At 70.8% G+C, this 19,056-nt stretch carries 16 protein-coding genes; 12 read left to right on the top strand and 4 right to left on the bottom strand.

Features of this window, described 5'->3' with window-relative positions; all coding sequences use genetic code 11:
- Positions 1-1,224, bottom strand: a complete 1,224-nt coding sequence (locus CU254_RS13980) for an MFS transporter (protein ID WP_009076679.1) — start codon at positions 1,222-1,224, stop codon at positions 1-3.
- A 107-nt stretch (positions 1,225-1,331) separates the two neighbouring features.
- On the opposite strand from CU254_RS13980, the gene CU254_RS13975 reads away from it, so the two are divergent.
- The 3 genes from CU254_RS13975 to CU254_RS13965 all read left to right on the top strand — a co-directional run bounded on the left by CU254_RS13975 (position 1,332) and on the right by CU254_RS13965 (position 3,553).
- Entirely contained in the window at positions 1,332-2,237 is a 906-nt protein-coding gene (locus tag CU254_RS13975) for a LysR family transcriptional regulator (RefSeq protein ID WP_009076677.1), read from the top strand.
- Positions 2,238-2,317: 80 nt separating this feature from the next.
- Positions 2,318-2,815: a peptide-methionine (S)-S-oxide reductase MsrA gene (gene msrA, locus CU254_RS13970; RefSeq protein ID WP_009076675.1), complete on the top strand. Its 498-nt coding sequence runs from the start codon at positions 2,318-2,320 to the stop codon at positions 2,813-2,815.
- Between the two features lie 3 nt (positions 2,816-2,818).
- Positions 2,819-3,553, top strand: coding sequence for a DUF427 domain-containing protein (locus tag CU254_RS13965; RefSeq protein ID WP_009076673.1), 735 nt, complete (start codon positions 2,819-2,821; stop codon positions 3,551-3,553).
- Here CU254_RS13965 and CU254_RS13960 read toward each other — a convergent pair whose 3' ends face one another.
- A complete protein-coding gene (locus CU254_RS13960; protein ID WP_009076671.1) occupies positions 3,554-6,388 on the bottom strand; it encodes a WS/DGAT domain-containing protein in 2,835 nt (944 codons plus the stop codon). It abuts the gene before it with no gap.
- A gap of 25 nt (positions 6,389-6,413) precedes the next feature.
- Entirely contained in the window at positions 6,414-7,397 is a 984-nt protein-coding gene (locus CU254_RS13955) for a DMT family transporter (protein ID WP_199785904.1), read from the bottom strand.
- A 98-nt stretch (positions 7,398-7,495) separates the two neighbouring features.
- On the opposite strand from CU254_RS13955, the gene CU254_RS13950 reads away from it, so the two are divergent.
- A complete protein-coding gene (locus CU254_RS13950) occupies positions 7,496-8,161 on the top strand; it encodes a VC0807 family protein (protein WP_009076667.1) in 666 nt (221 codons plus the stop codon).
- Positions 8,161-8,910 carry an SDR family oxidoreductase gene (locus tag CU254_RS13945; RefSeq protein WP_037713590.1) on the top strand — a complete coding sequence of 250 codons (750 nt, stop codon included), beginning with the start codon at positions 8,161-8,163 and terminating at the stop codon, positions 8,908-8,910. The genes CU254_RS13950 and CU254_RS13945 overlap by 1 nt, the downstream gene beginning before the upstream one ends.
- A gap of 113 nt (positions 8,911-9,023) precedes the next feature.
- Here CU254_RS13945 and CU254_RS13940 read toward each other — a convergent pair whose 3' ends face one another.
- Entirely contained in the window at positions 9,024-10,220 is a 1,197-nt protein-coding gene (locus tag CU254_RS13940) for a CdaR family transcriptional regulator (protein WP_050788174.1), read from the bottom strand.
- Positions 10,221-10,370: 150 nt separating this feature from the next.
- Between CU254_RS13940 and hpnC the strand changes: the two genes are divergently transcribed.
- The 7 genes from hpnC to hpnH are packed head-to-tail and all read left to right on the top strand — an operon-like array spanning position 10,371 to position 18,840.
- The gene (hpnC, locus tag CU254_RS13935) at positions 10,371-11,237 is read left to right on the top strand and encodes a squalene synthase HpnC (RefSeq protein ID WP_063631940.1); all 867 of its coding nucleotides are present in this window, start codon (positions 10,371-10,373) and stop codon (positions 11,235-11,237) included.
- A complete protein-coding gene (hpnD, locus tag CU254_RS13930; protein WP_037713587.1) occupies positions 11,234-12,103 on the top strand; it encodes a presqualene diphosphate synthase HpnD in 870 nt (289 codons plus the stop codon). Before hpnC ends, hpnD begins: the two co-directional genes overlap by 4 nt.
- The gene (gene hpnE / locus CU254_RS13925) at positions 12,100-13,437 is read left to right on the top strand and encodes a hydroxysqualene dehydroxylase HpnE (protein WP_009076662.1); all 1,338 of its coding nucleotides are present in this window, start codon (positions 12,100-12,102) and stop codon (positions 13,435-13,437) included. The genes hpnD and hpnE overlap by 4 nt, the downstream gene beginning before the upstream one ends.
- Positions 13,434-14,465 carry a polyprenyl synthetase family protein gene (locus CU254_RS13920; RefSeq protein WP_009076661.1) on the top strand — a complete coding sequence of 344 codons (1,032 nt, stop codon included), beginning with the start codon at positions 13,434-13,436 and terminating at the stop codon, positions 14,463-14,465. Before hpnE ends, CU254_RS13920 begins: the two co-directional genes overlap by 4 nt.
- The gene (gene shc, locus CU254_RS13915) at positions 14,465-16,375 is read left to right on the top strand and encodes a squalene--hopene cyclase (RefSeq protein WP_037713585.1); all 1,911 of its coding nucleotides are present in this window, start codon (positions 14,465-14,467) and stop codon (positions 16,373-16,375) included. The genes CU254_RS13920 and shc overlap by 1 nt, the downstream gene beginning before the upstream one ends.
- Positions 16,372-17,835, top strand: a complete 1,464-nt coding sequence (gene ispH / locus CU254_RS13910) for a 4-hydroxy-3-methylbut-2-enyl diphosphate reductase (RefSeq protein WP_009076659.1) — start codon at positions 16,372-16,374, stop codon at positions 17,833-17,835. Before shc ends, ispH begins: the two co-directional genes overlap by 4 nt.
- Positions 17,836-17,838: 3 nt before the next feature.
- A complete protein-coding gene (hpnH, locus tag CU254_RS13905; protein ID WP_009076658.1) occupies positions 17,839-18,840 on the top strand; it encodes an adenosyl-hopene transferase HpnH in 1,002 nt (333 codons plus the stop codon).
- Positions 18,841-19,056 lie beyond the last annotated feature (216 nt).

The raw sequence follows: 19,056 nt of genomic DNA, 5'->3' as shown, positions 1-19,056 counted from the left end.
TCAGGCAGTCCGCAGCACCCGCCAGGCCGAGAAGCCGAGCAACACCAGCTCAGCCGCCGAAAACCCGACCAGCGCGACCGGGCTCGGCACCCACAGCAGCGTCATGCCGACCAGCAGCACCGGCACCACCAGCCCGGCGTAAGCCGCGAGGAAAATCCCGGCCAGCACCTCGCCGCGCGACAGCGGATCGGCCAGCGCCGCCACCGTCCCGACCGCCGCGCGGAAGCCGAGACCCATCCCGCTTCCGGCGATCACCGAGCCAGCAAGGAACAGCGCGAGCGACGGCAGCAACGCGGCCACCGAAAGCACCGCCAGTCCGATCGGCATCAGCACGAACCCCAACCGCAGCTGAGACCGCGAAGCCAGCGACGCGAAGACCACCTGCGCCACCGCCGCCGCGCCCAGCATCGAGCCCGCGGTGATCCCAGCGAGCATCCGGCTGTGTTCGTGCAGGCCTTCGGCGAGCAGGGTCGGCGCGAGCGACATGAACAGCCCGGTGATCGCGAACGCGGCGAACACCCCGATCGCCGCGCCGACGAACGCCGGCCGCGCGCCAGCGGGCAGCGACACCCGCTGCGGCCGGTACGCCGGACGCTCCTCGCGCCGTTCGACAGTCTCCGGCACCAGGCACACCGCGAAGGCCGCCACCAGCAGCACGACCAGGAACACGACGAACGTGCTGGTCAGCGGGCTGCCGATGTACTGCGCGAAGACGCCGCCGACGACCGGGCCGAGCCCGAGACCGCCCATGTTCACCACGGTGGCGATCAGGCCGGAGCGGCCGAGGTCCTGGTCCGGGCGGCTCACGGCCCGCAGCTCCGACAGGTGCGCGGTCGCGGTGGCCGTCAGCGCGCCGATGCCGACGCCGCACACGAACCGGGCGAGCAGCAGACCCGGCACCTCCGGCCAGAGCAGGAACAAAACCGCCGACAGGGCCTCGGCGAGCGTCGAAGCCAGGATCACGCGGCGGCGGCCGAGCCAGTCGCTGACGTGCCCGGCGAGGTAGAGGCTGGCCATCACGCCGACCGCGTACGCCGCGAAAATGACGGTGACCAGGAACGTCGCGAACCCGTCCCGCTGCTGGTAGAGCGCGTACAGCGGGGTGGGCACGGTGGAGAACGCGAGGCACGCGGCGAACGCGAACGCGATGACCCGGAATCCCCAGCCGTGGCTGACGCGCCATCCGGCCGGCGCGGTGAAAGCGGGCGGAGCTGTGGTGACCATGTCGACCTTCCGAGCGGGAACCTACCCCCGAAACGATCCCCCGTCCCACTCATCAAGTCCAACGAAAAGTACTGGTCACAGTTATCGGGATCCGCGATAATCGGGGCATGGAGACGCGGCAGCTGGAGCACTTCGTGGCGGTCGCCGAGGAGCTGAGCTTCACGCGGGCGGCACAGCGGCTGTTCGCCACGCAGTCCACGGTCTCGGCGACGATCCGCGCGCTGGAGACCGACCTCGGCGCGACGCTGTTCGACCGGTCGACCCGCCGGGTCGCGCTGTCCACCGCGGGCGAGCTGTTCCTGCCCGAGGCGAAAGCGGCGCTGGAAGCGGTGGAGCGGGCACGCGAGGTGGTGCAGCAGGCGTCCGCCGGACTGCGCGGAAGCCTCCGGATCGGCACGCTGACCAGCATGAACGCGTTCGACCTGCCGGTGCTGCTCGGCGCGTTCCACCGCAGGCACCCGCTGGTCGACCTGCATCTGACGGTGTCCCTCACCGGCTCGTCCGGCCTGGCCGACGACGTCCGCCACGGCCGGCTCGACGTCGCGTTGCTCGGCCTCTCCCGGGCCGAGCTGGGCGGCCTCGACGCGACGCAGCTGGCCAGCGTGCCGTACTACGCCGTGCTGCCGGACAGCCATCCGCTCGCCGAGCAAGCGTCGGTCCGGCTGCCGGAACTGGACGGCGAACTGTTCGTCGACTGTCCGCGCGGCTTCGGGAACCGGATCGCGGTCGACCGGGAGTTCGCCGCGCTCGGGCTTTCGCGCCGGGTCGCCGTCGAGGTCGCCGACATGCGGACGGTGCCGCGCTATGTCGCGGCCGGGCTCGGCGTCGCGGTCCTGCCCGGCACCGCCCGGCTGGACCTCCCGGGCGTCGTGCCGATCCCGCTCGCCGACACGTCGCTGACCTGGCCGCTCACCGTCGTCGTCTCCGCGAAACGGCCGCCGTCGCAAGCCTTGCGGACGCTGCAGGAGCTGTTCGTCGCGGCCGCGGCGGAGGAAGACATTACGGAGTTCTGACCGGGCCCCGGGCGACCGGAATAGCGACCGGCTCCGCAGCGTCCTCCTGTACACGGATTCCCTCGACGGAAGAGAAGGAAATGACGGAAAAAGCGATCCTGGCCGGCGGGTGTTTCTGGGGCATGGAGGAGCTGTTCCGCCACCAGCCCGGCGTGACCGCCACCCGCGTCGGCTACAGCGGCGGCGACGTCCCCCACGCCACCTACCGCAACCACGGCACCCACGCCGAAACCATCGAAGTCACCTACGACCCGGACCAGACCGACTTCCGCGCCCTGCTCGAGTTCTTCTTCCAGGTCCACGACCCCACCACGAAGAACCGCCAAGGCAACGACATCGGCACCAGCTACCGCTCCGCCATCTTCTACACCACCGACGAGCAGAAGCGGATCGCCGAAGACACCATCGCCGACGTCGACGCCTCCGGCCTCTGGCCCGGCAAGGTCGTCACCGAAGTCACCCCCGCCGGAGACTTCTGGGAAGCCGAACCGGAGCACCAGAACTACCTGCAGAACTACCCCAACGGCTACACCTGCCACTTCCCGCGCCCCGGCTGGAAACTCCCGAAGCGCGCCTGACCGATGCCCGATTATCCAGCGGCAGCAGTAGAAACCGGACATGTCGAACCGGTCCCCCGGCGAGTACGCGGAATGCTCGCCGGGAAGACCATTGTGGACAGCACGCGGGCTAAATACGTCTGGGAATGGCCCTACTATCCGCAGTTCTACTTCCCGCTCGACGACGTTCTCCCCGGCGCGCTCGTACCGGAGGAAGAAGCCGGTCGGCACTCGCTGCACGTCGGCGAGGTCGAAAAGCCCGCTGCCGCTTGGGTAACCGACTCTGTCCTGCCCGGACACGTCCGGTTCGCGTGGGACGCGCTGGACGCCTGGTTCGAAGAGGACGAACAGGTTTTCGTCCACCCGCGCAACCCGTACACGCGGGTGGACGCTTTGCGCTCCACCCGACATGTCCGAGTTCGGTTAGACGGGGTAACGCTGGCAGAATCGTCGTCACCGGTGCTGCTCTTCGAAACCGGCCTCCCGACGCGCTATTACTTCAACCGCACCGAAGTCGATTTCACGCACCTCGTCGCCGAGCCTGACATGGTCACCGCCTGTCCGTACAAGGGCGAGACGTCCGGCTACTGGTCCGTCCGCGTCGGCGACGTCCTGCACGAGCACCTGGCGTGGACGTACGCCTACCCGACCGTGGCGGTCCAGGCCATCGCCGGTCTCGTGGCGTTCTACAACGAGATGGTGGATATCGAAGTGGACGGCGAACTTCTCCCCCGTCCGCGCACGCACTTCTCGCAGTGACTACACCCGGCCGAACGCCTCGACGACCGCGGCCGCCAGCCGGTCCCCGCGCTCGTCTTGTCCGGCGGGCACGGTGAAGCAGACGGTGAACCGGTCCGCCCACGTCATGATGCCGACCGCCACCGGAACCCCGGGCGCGAGCGACAACACCGGATACACCGTGCGGACGAGCGCCCCGTTGAGCACCACCGGCGACCGCGCGCCGGGAAGCACCGACGCGATCACGCTGAACCACGTGCCGCGGTAGACGAGCTTCGCCGCCCGGCGGTGCAGCGCCGGAGGCAGAATCCCGAGCACGCGCACGACCGCGTTGCCCGCGCGGGGCGCGCCGCGGCCGACCTGGTCGGACAGCATCCGGTCGGTCGCCCGTACCCGCTCCGACAGCGACATCGCGCCCGTCGGCAGGTCCACCGACGCCGCGCCGGTGTGGTTGCCGAGCTGCCGGAAGGTCCCGGTGTCGCGGACCGACATCGGAATCAACACCCGAAGCCGCTCCGGCGCGCTCCCGCCCAGCTCTCGATGCAAGGCCTCGGCGACGAGCGCGAGCACGAGGTTGGTCGTCGGCACCCCCATCCGCCGCGCGGCCTTCCGGACCTCTGGAGCGGAAAGGTGCGCCCGCGCGAAATGCCTTCGGGGACTGTCGATCCGCTTGTCCCAGCCCACCCGGGGCGCGGCACCAGCCCGGGCGAGAGCCCAGACGCCACGCGCCAACTCGACGGCTTGGGTGCGGGTTTTGCCGCTGGGACTCGAGCGTGCGGACTCGGCGCTGCCGGACGCTCCCGTCGGCCGGGCAAGCCCGTGCCACACCGGCCCCCCCACCCGAGCAAGCACCCCGCGCACCAGTCCGACAGCTTGAGTGCGGGTTTTGCCGCTTGGACTCGAGCGCACGGACTCGCCGCCGCCGGACGCTCCCGTCGACCGATCAAGCCCGTGCCACACCGGGCCCGCCACGCGAGCGAGCATCCCGCGAGCAAGTCCGACAGCTTGGTCACGGCCTTTGCCGCCAGAGTTCGAGCGCGCCGACTCGACGCCGCCTGACCGTGCGGCCGATCCCGTCGACCGATCAAGCAACCCGCGCACCGGCCCCGCCAGTCCGGCAAGTCCCGCCCGCATCGCACCTCGCCGGGGTCGAGACCCGTTGCGCCCCAATGCCACTTTGGGTGCGTCAGACGCACCCAAAGTGGCATTCGCTGCGTCAGATGCACCCAAAGTGGCATTGGGGCGGCTCGGCCACCCCTTCCGCCGGGGAACCGCCGCCGGGACCAGCGGCTCCTTCCCCCGCGTCTGCCCCACCAGCGCACTGATCACCGCGATCCCGTCGCTGGCCGCGTGGTGCAGTGCGATCAGCAACGCCCCCTGCTCCCCCTCGATGCCGGTCACCAGCCGCGCCCGCACCGGTCGTTCCGGTGACACCGGCGTGGAGAAGAACGCGTCCATCTCCCGCGTCAACGCCGCGTCCAACGGTGCGTCCGGACCGATGCGCACCGAAGTCAGCACATCCGCCGACGTCCGTCCCGGGTCTTCCTGCCACCGCGCCCGCCACAAGCCGCTGCCGGGCAGCAAGCGCGTCCGCAAGCCGGGCGTCGCGGCCAGCAGGTGCTCGGCGTCCGCGGGGGTGACCGGCGAACCGTCGGCCTTGGGGTCGAACACCAGCACCGCCCCGACCTGCTGCGGCACCTCCGGCGTGGCCACGTGCACGAACAGCGCGTCCTCCGGCCGGAGCCGCTGCGTCGGCGGGTTCAACGGCGCGGACACCAGCGATTCCAGCGCCTCCACCAGCGGCGTGGCCGTCTCGCAATGCCGGGCGACCGCTTCCGCCATCTCCTTGAGCCGTTCCGGTTCGGCCAGCAGCCCGCGCACCGTCTCGGCCAGCTCACCATCCTTTGTGGACACCAGGGCGAGCCCGGCGGCGGCCATCAGGCGGGCGTTCGCCTTGCCGTGCGCGGCGATCGGGTGGTGCATCAGCACCGGGCGGCCGCACGCCAGCGCCTCCAGCGAGGTCGCGCCGCCCGCGTTCGTCACCACGACGTCCGCCGCCAGCGTGTACCGCTCCGGCTGGTCCGTCCACCCGACCACGCGCAACCGCGGTTCGTTCAGCGCGCGCAGCCGGTCAGCCACCGCGTCGTTGCGCCCGCAGATCGCGATCGGCACCACCGACTGGTCCGCCGCCAGCAACTCCCGCACCGTGGTCTCGATTTCGCCGAAACCCAGCGAGCCGCACGAAACCAGCGGCACGAAGGCGTCCGGCGGCAGGTCCAGTTCCTGCCGCGCCGCCGTCTGGTCCCCGGGCCGGAACACCGCGCGCACCGGAGGCGCGGACACTCCGACGTGCGCCGACGGCGACGAGCGCAGCGCGGGCGCGACCGCGACGTCGTGCATCACCATGGTGAGATCGGCCGCGCCGTAAACCCAGAACGGATGCGGTGCGAAGTCCGAAACCCACGCACCGATCGGCACGGACAGCTTTCCCTTGCGGCGCAGCCACGCCAGGCCCGCGGTGCCCATCGGATACGTCGACAGCACCAGGTCCGGCGCGAATTCCGCGACCGGTTTCGCCAGCCGCCGCCCGCACCAAGCGGCGGTAAACCACCGGGACGCGGCGGCGAACCACGGAATCCGCCAGATCGCGCCGTAAAAGAACTCGTAAAGCCACGGGACGCTTTCCACGTTGGCGACGTAAATCCGCTGGAAAAGGCCTTCGAAACCGGGGCCGAGCCGTTCCAGCGCGTTGACCCACCGCACGGTCGCGTCCGGCCAGCGCCGCCGTATCGCGTCCTCGAGCGCGCGTCCCGTGGCGTTGTGCCCCTGCCCCATGTTCGCGGACACGATCAGCACGCGCTCCAACGCTGCCCCCTTATCGCTAGCAGGCGGTCCCGGCGAGCCCGTACCCGTCGTCCGGGTCCGAATCGGGCCGTTCGCCGGATTCTTCCGATGCGGTTTCGTCTTCGGCGGACGGCGTTTCCGATTCCGCCGACAAATGCGACGCGCGCGTGGACAGCAGCGCGATCCCGACCACGATCACCAGACCGGCCAGCGCCTCGCCGAACAGCGCGAGCGGCCTCCCGTCGGCCGACTCCCCCATCCACGACAGCCCGATCGCCACGCCGACCAGCGGATCCAGCGCGGTGATGACGGCGAGCGCGGGCGTCAGGAACCGGCCCTGCTGGAACGTGTTCTGGCTCAACAGGAACCCCAGCGGCCCCACGACGCACACCAGATACAGCGTCCAGTGCCGGAACGGCTCGTCGATCCCGGCGCGGAACTGGCCCGCGACCACCTTCATCAGCCCGGCAGTGAGGCCGTACAGGACGCCGGTGGCGACGGCCAGCCCGAGCACCCGCCACGACCCGGAATTCGTTGACGCGGCAACAACAAGCGAGACCAGGGTCACCGCGGCGAGCGCGATGCCGAGCGGCAGCAGGGCACCGCCGCTGACGAGCGTGTCGCTGTTGCCGCTGGGGCGGGCGATCACGAGGAACGCGGCGAGCCCGGCGACGCACAGCAGGCCGCCGACGCTCATCGTGCGGTCCGGGCGGCGGCGCTCCAGCCGCGCGGACGCCAGGCCGGCGAACATGAGCGACGTCACGAGCAGCGGCTGGACCAGCAGCAACGGCCCGAACGCGAGCGCGACGAGCTGCAGGACGAGCCCCAGGATGGTCGCGGCGATCCCGATGAGCCACAATGGTCGTCCGACGAGCCGCTTGAAGAGCGTCAGGTCGAGCGGTTTGCCGGTTTCCACCTCTTTGGTCGCCCTGGCCTGCGCTGCGCTCGCGAGTCCCATGCACGCCGCGCCGGCGACGGCGGCGGGGACCGCCACGACCAGCGACATCCCCGTAACTGTCACGGACTCCTCACCTCACACCGTCCCCATCCGCCGTGCTTATGCTCAAGCCTTGTCCGAGGCCGAGTCGCCCGGTTGGCACCGGAGGCAGCAGAACCCGCATGCGACACCCCCATACGATCGACCTCCCCTCGTTCCGCAGTCTCGTGGTGGACGGGGGCCGGCACCTCCTGGAATCGACGCTGGTCCCGGCCGGCCTGTTCTATCTCCTGCTGACCCTGGTGAGCTTCGACAGCGGGGTCATCGCCGCCCTGTGCTGGTCGGTCGCCGTCGTCGGCGCCCGGCTCGCGCTGCGCAAGAAGATCCCCGCCGTGCTGCTGCTGACCACGGCTCTGCTGGTCGCGCGCACTGTGCTGGGCCTGGCCACCGGCAGCGCATTCCTGTACTTCCTGCAGCCGACTCTACAGAATTTCCTCGTCGCCAGCCTGTTCCTGGTCTCCGCGCCGTTCAACAAACCGCTGCTCGCGCGGCTGGCGGGCGATTTCTGCGCATTCCCGGAAACGCTCTCCGGACATCCCGGAATGCGCCGGTTCTTCCAGCGCGTGTCGGTGCTGTGGGGGCTCGTGTTCGCGGTGAACGGCGGCGTGACGCTGCTGATGCTCGCGCGCGAAACGGTCGGCAGCTTCCTCATGGCGAGCACCGCCGGCTCGTACTCGCTCATCGGGCTGGCCATCGCCGGTTCGCTGTGGTGGTTCCGGCGTTCGCTGCGCTCGGCGGGCATCACGCTGCGCATGGGCCACCGCCCGGCCGCGCTGCCCGCCGCCTGATGGCCCGCACCGCGCTCGTCACCGGCGCGTCGTCCGGCATCGGAGCCGCCGCCGCGCGCAAGCTTGCCCGCTCCGGCGTCCACGTGCTGCTGCACGGGCGGAACGAGGACCGGCTCGCCGCCGTCGCCAAGGAAACCGGCGGCACCGCGCTCACCGCCGACCTCGCGCATCTCGGCGCCGCCGCGGAGCTCGCCGAACGCGCGTTGGCGATCACCGGATCGGTGGATCTGCTCGTCAACAACGCCGGTCTCGGCTGGGCCGGTCCCCTTCCGGACCTGACCGAGAAACGCCTGCGGCACCTCGTCGCGGTGAACCTGACCGCGCCGCTCGAGCTGACCCGTGCGCTGCTGCCCGCGATGCTGGAACGCGACCGCGGGCAGATCGTCTTCGTCTCGTCGATCGCCGGGCGCACCGGCGTCGGCGGGGAAGCCGTGTACGCGGCGGCGAAGTCCGGTGTGGACGCTTTCGCCGACAGCCTGCGATTCGAGTTGCACGGCACCGGCGTAACGGTCGGAATCGTAGTTCCCGGCGTGGTGCGCACGGAATTCTTCGAGCGCCGCGGCCGTCCCTACACCCGCGGCACGCCTCGTCCGGTGAGCGCCGAACGCGTGGCCGCCGCCGTCGTGCGCGCCGCCGCGCATCCGGGCGACTACTACGTGCCGCGCTGGCTGCGGTTCCCCGTCGCCCTGCGCGGTACGGCACCCGGCCTGTACCGCGCGCTCGCGGCGCGTTTCGGCGCCGAAAGCTGACGGAGCCACGCGAACCTCCTCCCCCGGGCACCGTTCCCGGTTCTCGCCGGGGTACCCCCGCTCCCCCGAGCCAAGCACGTCCATTGTGCTGCCGCATCAGGGGAATTCCCCGATCAGGCGGTTTCGTCCGCTTCCCCGGGCGGACCCCAGGCCAGCGCCAGCACCAGCGTCGCGCGCACGGCCGGGTCGTCCAGCGACGGCCCGAACAGGTCGTGCAGGCGGCCCAGCCGGTACGACACGGTCTGCGGATGGATGTGCAGATCCTCCGCGACCGCCTTGCGGTCCCCCAGATGCAGCAGCCACGACGTGAGCGTGGTGGACAGCCGTTCCCGCGCGGATTCGTTCAGCTCGGCCAGCGGGGCGAGCGCCTGTCTTCTCAGCACGTCGAGCAGCCGGTCGTCGCGGTGCACGATGATCGCGTCGAGGTGCTCGTCGGCGAACACCGGATCGTCGCTGAGCAGATGGTCCCGGCGCAGCCGCGCGGTCACCTCGGCGATGCGCAGGCTCGCCGGGAGCCGGTCGAGCGGCACCGTCGCGCCGACCACGGCGCCGCCGCCGCGCAACGCGCGAGCGAGCCACGCGCGTCTGCCGGGACCGCCCGGATCCGGGACGATCGCCACGACCACGCCGGGACGGCGCAGCCGCAGGCAGCTGTCTTCGAGCCGGAACACCAATTCCCGGCCCAGCTCGTTGTCGTCCTCCACCAGCACGACCGCGGCGTGCTTCGGCAACCGCCAGTCCGCCCGCGCCGCGGCGGCGCGCACCGCGGCCTTGTCCGCTCGGTCGGACAACAACAGCGCGGTCAGTTCGTCGCGCAATCTTTCGCGCGCGCGTACCGCATCCGACTGCTCCTGCAGGTAACCGCGAAGTGAAGATTCCGAAAGCTGGTCCACCAGAGCGAACACGGTGGTCGCGAGCGAGGCGAACAATTCGGCGGGCACCTGGAGATCGAGCGCGGCTTCCGAAACGTGCCGCCACGCCACGCGCGCGCCGACGCGGTACGCGGACAGCAGGCTCGTGACGCGCCTCCCCTGCTGGTATTGCGCGCGCCCGATTTCCTCGAACACCGTCTGTTCGACGCCGGACCCCAGTTCCGGCAGCCGTTCGTCGGGCTCGGCCGCCATGTCGATCAGCCGCCGCACGAATCCCGCGCTGGCGGCGACGAGGTCGGCGAGTTCTTCGGTCAGGAACTCCGCGTAGTCGGGATGCTCGTCCGCGAGCTGGTCGCGGACCTCGTTGAGCATGGCGGGCAGCCGGCGGGTCACCACCGTTTCCAGTTCGTCAAGCCGGGTCACCTGATCTGGTCCCATGTGTCCGGGAGTCCTTCCGTCGCAGGCAGCGGTCTCGGGTCGCCTCGGGACATCCTGTCCCCACTTTGGCCTCTCGTGCCAAGTCGAAGCCACCGAAATTCGCTTTCCGGCGGCAGAAGCCGCCCGTCCGGGGGCGCGACACTGGCGGGGATGAGAGCAACCTCGGGAGTCCGTCACGCTCCGGATACGTCAGGACTGCGAGAGAAACGGCGCGCGGAAAACTTCCCGGTGGCCCTGCGGGTGCTGCCGGAACAGCTGCGCGCCGACCTGGTCGCGGTCTATTCCGTCGCGCGCACTGTGGACGATCTGGGCGACGAAGCCGAGGGCGACCGGGTCGCGCAGCTCGAGGCGTTTTCCTCCGAACTGTCCGCGGCGTTCGGCAACGGGGAACCGGAAGATCCCGCTGTCCGTGGACTTCTCCCGGCGATCCGCGCCGGACGGCTGACCGAGGAACCGTTCCAGCGGCTTGTCCAGGCGAACATCCAGGACCAGCGGGTGCACCGTTATCCGGTCTTCGCGGACTTGCTGGCGTACTGCCGGCTTTCCGCCGATCCGGTCGGGCGCATCGTGCTCGACCTGCTCGGCGTGGCCGACCCGGCCGCCGCCGGGCTGTCCGACCGGATCTGCACCGGGCTCCAGCTGGTGGAGCACTGGCAGGACGTCGGCGAGGACTACCGCAACGGGCGGATCTACCTGCCGCAGGAGGACCTCGCCGAGTTCGGCGTCGCCGAGGAGGAACTGGGCGCCGCGCACGCGTCGCCCCGCTTGAAAGCGCTGATGCGATGGGAAACCGGCCGCGCCGCCGCTCTGCTGGGCAGCGGCGCGGATTTGCTCGGGTACCTGTCCGGCTGGGGACGGTTCGCGGTGAGCGGGTTTCTGGCGGGCGGGCTCGCGACGGTCGACGCGCTGCGCGCGAGCGGCGGCGACGTGCTGTCCGCACCGGTCCGGCCGAGCCGGGCCGGACTGCTGAGTTGGCTGGGGTGGCTGCAAGTCGGCACGAGGAGGCGGTCCGGATGACGGCACTGGGCACAGTGGACGAGGCCTACGCGCACTGCGCGGCGGTCACCAAGGAACAGGCGCGCAATTTCTACTATGGGATCCGGTTGCTGCCGCCGGGCAAACGGGCGGCGTTGTGCGCGGTGTACGCGCTGGCCCGGATCATCGACGACATCGGCGACGACACCGCGGCGTCGGCCGAGACCAAGCTGCAGGGACTCGCCGGAGTGCGGAAAGCGCTCGGCGACCTGTCCTCGACCGCCGACCCGGTGTACGTCGCGGTCGCCGACGCGGCGCGCCGGTACCCGATTCCGCTGGGCGCGTTCGAGGAATTGCTCGACGGCGTCGAGATGGACGTGACCGGCCGCGAGTACGTGCGGTTCGAGGAACTGGTCGAGTACTGCCGGTGCGTGGCGGGTTCGGTCGGGCGGCTGTGCCTCGGCGTGTTCGGCAGCCGTCCGGAGCCGAACGCGCCGGTGTACGCCGACGAGCTGGGAATCGCCTTGCAGCAGACCAATATCCTGCGCGACATCCGCGAGGATCTGCTCAACGGGCGGGTGTATCTGCCCAAAGAGGACCTCGACCGGTTCGGCGTCGAACTGTCCGTCGGCCCGGACGGCAAGCTGGCCGATCCCGAAGGCGGCCTCGCCGCGCTGATCCACGACAGCGCGACGCGCGCCCGGGACTGGTACGCCCGCGGGCTTCGGCTGGTGCCCTCTTTGGACGGTCGCAGCGCCGCGTGCTGCACCGCGATGTCGGGCATCTACCGCACCCTGCTGGACCGGATCGACGAACAGCCCGCGCGCGTGTTCGACCGGAGGCTTTCGTTGTCCGGCCGGGAAAAGGCGGTGGTGGCGTTCCGAGCGCTGACCGGGATCGGCCGATGACCGCCCCGGTCGCGGTGGTCGGCGGCGGGCTCGCGGGCATCGCCGCCGCGCTCGCGTGCGCCGACGCCGGACGTCCGGTCACGCTGTTCGAGGCGCGGCCGCAGCTGGGCGGGCTCACGCATTCGTTCACGCGCGGAGAGCTGCGGGTCGACAATGGACAGCACGTGTTCCTCCGTTGCTGCACCGCGTATCGCGCGCTGCTGGACCGTCTCGGGGTCGCGGACCGGGTGGTGTTGCAGCCGCGGCTGGAGATCCCGATCCGCCTGCCGGGCGCGACGGAGCCGACCTGGCTGCGGCGCGACGACCTGCCCGCGCCGCTGCACCTGGCCACCTCGCTGTTGCGTTACGAACCGCTGCGCCCGCTCGACCGGGCCCGGTTCGCGCTCGCCGCGCTCGCGTTGCGCCGGGTCGACCCGAAGGCGGACCGCACGGATCGCCAGTCCTTCGGGGAATGGCTGCGGCGGCACGGGCAGAGCGCGGCGGCGATCGAAGCGTTGTGGGATCTGGTCGGCGTGGCAACGCTGAACGCGACGGCCGACGACGCGTCGCTCAGCCTCGCCGCGACGGTGTTCCAAGAGGGTCTGCTCACCGACCCGGCCGCCGCCGACATCGGCTGGTCGCTGGTCCCGTTGCGGGAACTGCACGGCGACCCCGCGCGCGAGCGGCTGATCGAGGCCGGGGCGGACGTCCGGGTCGGCACGAAGGTGCGCGCGATCAGCGAAGGCTGGCGGGTGGTCACGGATCGCGGCGAGGAGGAGTTCAGCCAGGTCGTGCTCGCCACTCCGCCGCCGGTGACCGAACAGCTCGCGCCGACCGGGGCGATCGGGTTGCCGCCGGGCTGGTCCGGCGGGCTCGGCAGCTCGCCGATCGTGAACGTGCACGTCGTTCTCGACCGGAAAGTGCTCGACGAACCGTTCGTCGCGGGCGTGCGCACGCCGGTGCAGTGGGTGTTCGACCGAACGCGACAGTCCGGTTTGGACTCCGGGCAGTACCTCGCGATGTCGCTGTCCGCCGCGGACGCGCAGATCGACTTGCCCACCGCGAAACTGCGCGAGCAGCTGCTCCCCGAGCTGCTGACGCTGCTGCCCGAGGCACGCGGCGCGCAGGTGCTCGACTTCTTCGTCACCCGCGAGCGGCACGCCACGTTCCGGCCCGGTCCCGGCACCGCCTCGCTGCGCCCGCCCGCGCGCACCGCTCTGCCCGGGCTGTACCTGGCGGGCGCGTGGACCGCGACCGGATGGCCCGCGACCATGGAGGGCGCCGCGCGCAGTGGCGCGACCGCGGCCGCCGCCCTCCTTCAGCACAACGGTAAGAGGGAGGGAGTCGGAGCATGACCGCCAATCTGTTTTCTGCCGAGAAAACCCGCTCCGCGGTGCCGCCGGTGCTCGGCAGTGCCCGGGACGTCGTGCAGCCCGCGTTGCGCGCCGCCGTCGACCGGCTGGACGACACCAGCCGCGCGATCAGCGCCTACCACCTCGGCTGGACCGACCCGAACGGCGTCCCGGTGCGCGGCAACGGCGGCAAAGCGGTGCGTTCGGCGCTCGCCGTGGTGTCCGCGCAGGCCGCGGGCGCGCCGGTGGAAGTCGGCGTGCCCGGCGCGGTCGCGGTCGAACTGGTGCACAACTTCTCGCTCGTCCACGACGACCTGATGGACGGCGACACCGAGCGCAGGCACCGGCCGACGGTGTGGGCGCTGTGGGGGTCCGCGAGCGCGATCCTGACCGGGGACGCGATGCTCGCGCTCGCCCAGGAAGTGGTGCTGGACAGCGGTTCCCCGCACGCGGTCGCGGCCGGCCGGCTGCTCACCGAGACCACGCGGCGGCTCATCCACGGCCAGTTCCTGGACGTCGCGTTCGAGCAGCGCGACGACGTCGGGCTCGCCGAATGCGTGACGATGGCCGCCGGGAAAACGGGCGCGCTGCTGTCCGCCAGCGCCGCGATCGGGGCGGTGCTCGCCGGAGCGCCCGCCGAGGTGGTCGACGCGCTGTCGGTGTTCGGCGAGGAGATCGGCCTGGCGTTCCAGCTCGTCGACGACGTGCTCGGCATCTGGGGCGACCCGGCGGTCACCGGGAAATCGGTGTACTCCGACCTGCAGGCGCGCAAGAAGTCCCTGCCGATCACCTACGCCACCACGCACGGCGGCGCGGCGGGCCGGCGGCTCGCCGAGTGGCTGGCCGGGGACGACGACACCGACCTCGCGCGGATCGCCGCGCTGGTGGACGACGCGGGCGGCCGCGCATGGGCCACCGCGGAAGCGGCGCGGCACGTCGCCACCGCGGAGCAAGCCCTGGCCGCCCTCCCGCCGGGCCCGCGCGCCGACCTCGTATCGATCGCCCGATTCATCGCCGGAAGGGAAGCGTGATGACCCAGACCGTCCCCCGGACCGCCGCCTCCGCGCCCGCCGCCCGCACCGCCGCCGACACGGTCGCCGCGGCGGTCCAGTTCCTGCGCCGCGAGCAGGACCGTGCCGGATGGTGGAAGGGCGAACTCGCCACCAACGTCACGATGGACGCCGAAGACCTGCTGCTGCGGCATTTCCTCGGGATCCTCACGCCGCAGATCGCCGAGGAGTCGGCGCGCTGGATCCGCTCGCAGCAGCGCGCCGACGGCACCTGGGCGAACTTCCCGGACGGCCCGGCTGACCTCTCCACGACGGTCGAGGCGTGGGTCGCGCTGCGGCTGGCCGGCGACCCGGCGGACGCCCCGTGGCTGGCCACGGCCGCGGAGTGGATCCGCGAGCACGGCGGGATCGAGGCGACCCGGGTGTTCACCCGGATCTGGCTCGCGATGGTCGGCCAGTGGTCGTGGGACGACCTGCCGAGCCTGCCGCCGGAGCTGATCTTCCTGCCGTCGTGGTTCCCGCTCAACGTCTACGACTTCGCGTGCTGGGCCCGGCAGACCATCGTGCCGCTGACCATCGTCGGCACGCTGCGCCCGGCGCGGAAGCTGCCCTTCGATGTCGCCGAGCTGCGCACCGGCAAGCGACCGCCGAAGCCGCGCGCGCCGTGGACGTGGGACGGCGTGTTCCAGAATCTCGACACCGCGCTGCACGCGTACGCGAAACTGCCGCTCAACCCGGTGCGGAAGCTCGCGCTCAAGCAGGCGGCGGAGTGGATTCTCGCGCGGCAGGAGGCCGACGGTTCGTGGGGCGGGATCCAGCCGCCGTGGGTGTACTCGATCCTCGCGCTGCACCTGCTCGGCTATTCGCTCGACCATCCCGCGCTCAAGGCCGGGATCGCCGGGCTCGACGGATTCACCATCCGGGAGAAGACCGACCAGGGCTGGGTGCGGCGGCTCGAAGCGTGCCAGTCGCCGGTGTGGGACACCGCGCTGGCGATGACCGCGCTGCTCGACGCGGGCGTGTCCCCCGGCGACGAAAGCCTGGTCCGGGCCGCGGAGTGGATGCTGGGCGAGGAAATCCGGGTCCCGGGAGACTGGGCGGTGCGGCGGCCTTCGCTGAAGCCCGGCGGGTTCGCGTTCGAGTTCGCCAACGACGGCTACCCGGACACCGACGACACCGCCGAGGTGGTGCTCGCGCTGCGGCGGATGGGCAAACCGGATCACCTGCGGATCCGCGAGGCGGTCGACCGGAGCGTCGCGTGGCTGGAGGGGATGCAGTCCAGCGACGGCGGCTGGGGCGCGTTCGACGCGGACAACACACAGGTGCTGACGACGCGGTTGCCGTTCTGCGATTTCGGCGCGGTGATCGACCCGCCGTCGGCGGACGTGACCGCGCACGTGGTCGAAATGCTGGCCGCGGAAGGGAAAGCGGACACCCGCGAATGCCGTCGCGGGATCCGGTGGCTATGGGACAACCAGGAGGCGGACGGTTCGTGGTTCGGCCGGTGGGGCGCGAACTACGTGTACGGCACGGGCGCGGTGGTGCCCGCGCTGGTCGCGGCCGGGGTCCCCGGGACCGATCCGCGGATCCGGCGGGCGGTGCGGTGGCTGGCCGAGCACCAGAACGACGATGGCGGATGGGGCGAGGACCTGCGGTCGTACGACGATCGATCGTGGGCCGGACGTGGTGATTCGACGCCTTCGCAGACGGCGTGGGCATTGCTGGCGTTGCTGGCTGCCGGAGAGCGAGAGTCCACAGTGGTCGCCCGGGGCGTCGAGTGGCTGTGCGAACGGCAGCGTCCAGACGGTGGCTGGGACGAGGACAAGCACACCGGGACCGGCTTCCCGGGCGACTTTTACCTGTCGTATCACCTGTATCGCGTGGTGTTCCCGCTGTCCGCGCTCGGCCGGTACGTACGGGGCGGGTCATGACGCCGATCGTCTGCACCCCGTTGCGGATCGAGCAGGCCGCGGTGCGCGGTCCGCGGACAGTCCACACCGGACTCGGGCCACGCCGGGCCGCCGCCGCTGCGGCCCGGCTCCCGTCCGGACCGCGAATCGTCGCGGGGGTCGGGGGCGGGCTCACACCTTCGGTACGGCCGGGGGACGTCGTCGTCGCCACCGAGGTGCGTGGTCCGTCCGGCGTGGTGCCGGTGCCGTCCGCGCCGTTGCTGGCGGGTGCGTTGCGACGGCTCGGTCTCACTGTCCATCTCGGACCGGTGATCGGCAGTTCGCACGTGGTGCGGGAGCGGGAACGGGCTGCGCTGGCTGCCAGCGGCGCGCTGGCGGTTGACATGGAGTCTGCGTGGCTTGCGGCCAGCGGCGAACCATTCGCGGTGGTTCGCGCCATTGTGGACACTGTCGGTGCGCCGTTGCTCCGGCCTTCGACTGTCTCGAATGGACTCGCTGGGTTGCGGAGTCTGCGCCGCGCCGCCCCCGCGCTCGCGGCGTGGACCGAAGCGGTGCGTCCGCGCACGGTGTTGCTCGCGAGCCCGCGGTCGTTCTGTGCCGGGGTGGAGCGGGCGATCGATATCGTCGAGCGAGCCCTGGAAAAGCATGGCGCACCGGTGTACGTGCGTCGGCAGATCGTGCACAACACCCACGTCGTGCATCGGTTGCAGGGTCGCGGTGCGGTGTTCGTGGACGAGGTGGAGGAAGTTCCGGAAGGCGCGACGCTGGTGTTCGCCGCCCACGGAGTCTCCCCCGCTGTTCGTCGTGCCGCAGCAGGCCGCGGACTGTCCGTAGTGGACGCGACGTGTCCGTTGGTGACCAAGGTGCACAACGAAGTCCGCCGTTACACCGGTCGCGGCGAGACGGTGTTCCTCATTGGACACGCTGAGCACGAGGAGGTCGAAGGAACCGTCGGAGAAGCGCCGGAGAATGTGGTGGTCGTCGGCGATGTCGCAGCCGCGCGGACGGTGACCGTGCGCGATCCGTCGCGGACCGCGTACACCATGCAGACCACCCTGGCGGTCGACGAGGCCGAGGAGATCGCGTCCGTGCTGCGCGAACGATTCCCCGGACTTTCCGCGCCGCGCAAGGACGACATCTGCTACGCCACCACCAACCGGCAGCAGGCTTTGCGCGCGATCGCCCGCGAGGTCGATCTGGTGCTGGTCGTGGGTTCCGGGAATTCGTCGAACTCGCGGCGGCTGGTGGAAGTCTCCGAACGCGAGGGGACCCCGGCGGTGCTGGTGGACGGCTGCGGCGACGTCGACCTGCGCCGGCTCGCCGGGGCCGGGCGGATCGGGCTCACCGCGGGAGCGTCGGCACCGCCGCATCTCGTCGCCGAAGTGGTCGAAGCCCTGCACGGATTGGGACCGGTCAGCGTCGCGGAAAACACGCTGACAGAAGAAGAAATGACGTTCACCCTACCTCGGGAGGTGCTCTGAGCGATGGCCATGCCGTTGCGCCAGTCTCTTCGACTGGGCGGTTATCTGATGAAGCAGAAGCTGCTGCGCAAGGAGAAATTCCCGCTCCTGGTCGAGCTGGAACCGCTGTTCGCGTGCAACCTCAAATGCGGCGGCTGCGGCAAGATCGCACAGCCGCACACGCTGCTGAAACAGCGGATGCCGGTGGAGCAGGCGGTCGGGGCGATCGAGGAGAGCGGCGCGCCGATGGTGTCCATCGCGGGCGGCGAACCGCTGATGCATCCGCAGATCGACGAGATCACCCGGCAGCTGCTCGCCCGCAACAAGATCATTTTCCTGTGCACCAACGCGCTCCTGCTGCCCAAGCACATCCACAAATTCAAGCCGCACCGCAATTTCGCGTGGATGGTGCACATCGACGGTCTCGAAGAACGGCACGACGCGTCGGTGCGCAAGGAGGGCGGTTTCCAGGCGGCGGTCGACGCGATCAAGCTCGCCAAGGAAAAGGGCTTCCGCGTCATGACGAACACGACGTTCTTCACCGGGGACACCCCGCAGGACGTCATCGACGTGCTCGACTACCTCAACGACCTCGGCGTCGACAACATGCAGATTTCACCCGGGTACGCGTACGAGAAAGCCCCCGACCAGGACCACTGGCTCGGCGTGCAGCAGACCCGGGAACTGTTCGCCAAGGCCTTCGGCGGCGGCAACCGGAAACGCTGGCGGCTCAACCATTCGCCGGTGTTCCTCGATTTCCTCGAGGGCAAACGCGACCTGGAATGCACGCCGTGGGGCATCCCGTCCTATTCGCTGCTGGGCTGGCAGCGTCCGTGCTACCTGCTCGACGACGGCTACGCGAAGACGTACCGGGAACTCATCGAAACCACCGAATGGGAGAACTTCGGCCGCGGCAAGGACCCGCGCTGCTCGAACTGCATGGCGCACTGCGGCTACGAACCCACCGCGGTGATCGCAACACTCGGCTCGCTCAAGGAATCCGTCCGGGCCGCCGTCGGCCACTGACCCACGGTCCGTGAAGGGCTCCTTGAGGGAATCTGATTCCCTCAAGGAGCCCTTCACGGACTCTGAGTCCCTCAGTGCCCCGCACGTACCGCACATAGGGGTTTGCTCGTCCATCGTGCGGCGTGCCATGATGGCTTCATGCGTGCGCAGCGATTTCTCCGCCCCCGGGCAGTGCCCGGGGGTTGCGCGTGCGCGCCGGGCTCCGCCCGCTGACGT

This window comes from Amycolatopsis sp. AA4 (assembly GCF_002796545.1).
GTDB lineage: Bacteria > Actinomycetota > Actinomycetes > Mycobacteriales > Pseudonocardiaceae > Amycolatopsis.
The sequence above is the reverse complement of the archived record's forward strand: the minus strand, read 5'-3'. Positions and strand labels throughout refer to the sequence as shown.

Excerpts from the sequence above, each read along its gene's own strand:
- ispH (WP_009076659.1), top strand. The coding sequence starts at position 16,372 with ATGACGCCGATCGTCTGCACCCCGTTGCGGATCGAGCAGGCCGCGGTG.
- CU254_RS13945 (WP_037713590.1), top strand. The coding sequence starts at position 8,161 with ATGGCCCGCACCGCGCTCGTCACCGGCGCGTCGTCCGGCATCGGAGCC.
- CU254_RS13940 (WP_050788174.1), bottom strand. The coding sequence starts at position 10,220 with ATGGGACCAGATCAGGTGACCCGGCTTGACGAACTGGAAACGGTGGTG.
- msrA (WP_009076675.1), top strand. The coding sequence starts at position 2,318 with ATGACGGAAAAAGCGATCCTGGCCGGCGGGTGTTTCTGGGGCATGGAG.
- hpnH (WP_009076658.1), top strand. The coding sequence starts at position 17,839 with ATGGCCATGCCGTTGCGCCAGTCTCTTCGACTGGGCGGTTATCTGATG.
- shc (WP_037713585.1), top strand. The coding sequence starts at position 14,465 with ATGACCCAGACCGTCCCCCGGACCGCCGCCTCCGCGCCCGCCGCCCGC.
- CU254_RS13975 (WP_009076677.1), top strand. The coding sequence starts at position 1,332 with ATGGAGACGCGGCAGCTGGAGCACTTCGTGGCGGTCGCCGAGGAGCTG.
- CU254_RS13950 (WP_009076667.1), top strand. The coding sequence starts at position 7,496 with ATGCGACACCCCCATACGATCGACCTCCCCTCGTTCCGCAGTCTCGTG.
- CU254_RS13980 (WP_009076679.1), bottom strand. The coding sequence starts at position 1,224 with ATGGTCACCACAGCTCCGCCCGCTTTCACCGCGCCGGCCGGATGGCGC.
- hpnD (WP_037713587.1), top strand. The coding sequence starts at position 11,234 with ATGACGGCACTGGGCACAGTGGACGAGGCCTACGCGCACTGCGCGGCG.
- hpnC (WP_063631940.1), top strand. The coding sequence starts at position 10,371 with ATGAGAGCAACCTCGGGAGTCCGTCACGCTCCGGATACGTCAGGACTG.
- CU254_RS13920 (WP_009076661.1), top strand. The coding sequence starts at position 13,434 with ATGACCGCCAATCTGTTTTCTGCCGAGAAAACCCGCTCCGCGGTGCCG.
- hpnE (WP_009076662.1), top strand. The coding sequence starts at position 12,100 with ATGACCGCCCCGGTCGCGGTGGTCGGCGGCGGGCTCGCGGGCATCGCC.
- CU254_RS13965 (WP_009076673.1), top strand. The coding sequence starts at position 2,819 with ATGCCCGATTATCCAGCGGCAGCAGTAGAAACCGGACATGTCGAACCG.